General features: G+C 74.8%; 1 protein-coding gene. It reads right to left on the bottom strand.

The window, feature by feature from the left end; genetic code table 11:
* Nucleotides 1–484, bottom strand: a 484-nt coding sequence (locus tag IEQ44_RS15565) for an FAD-binding protein (protein ID WP_193639393.1), incomplete at both ends; no start/stop codon positions are given.

Genomic DNA, 484 nt, shown 5'->3' with positions numbered 1-484 from the left:
ACCCTCCATGAGCCGGTTGCCCTCGAAGTCGACGAGGAAGGCGCCCTCGCCGCGCACGGCCTCGGAGATCAGGGGCTGTTGGCCGAGCGAGTCGGCGCCGAGGTACATCACGGTCGGGTGGAACTGCACGAACTCGAGGTCGCGCAACGCCGCCCCGGCGCGCAGCGCGAGCGCCATGCCGTCGCCGGTCGAGACGCTGGGGTTGGTGGAGGCGGAGAAGACTTGCCCCAGTCCGCCGGCCGCCAGGACCACCGCGCGGCAGCGGACCGCGCCGACGCCGTCGTGCTGGCCCTCCCCCATCACGTGGAGCGTCACCCCGGCGACGCCGCCGTCGTCGGCGAGCTGCAGGTCGAGCGCCAACGCGTGCTGGATGACCTCGATCTCGGGCGCGGCCGCGACCGCCGCGATCAGCGCCCGCTGGATCTCCGCGCCCGTGGCGTCGCCGCCGGCGTGCGCGATCCGGTCGCGGTGGTGGCCACCCTCG

Origin of the sequence: Nocardioides malaquae (genome assembly GCF_015070385.1) — a bacterium.
In the GTDB taxonomy this organism is placed as follows: Bacteria; Actinomycetota; Actinomycetes; order Propionibacteriales; family Nocardioidaceae; genus Nocardioides; species Nocardioides malaquae.
This window is presented reverse-complemented; position numbering and strand designations above follow the sequence as displayed.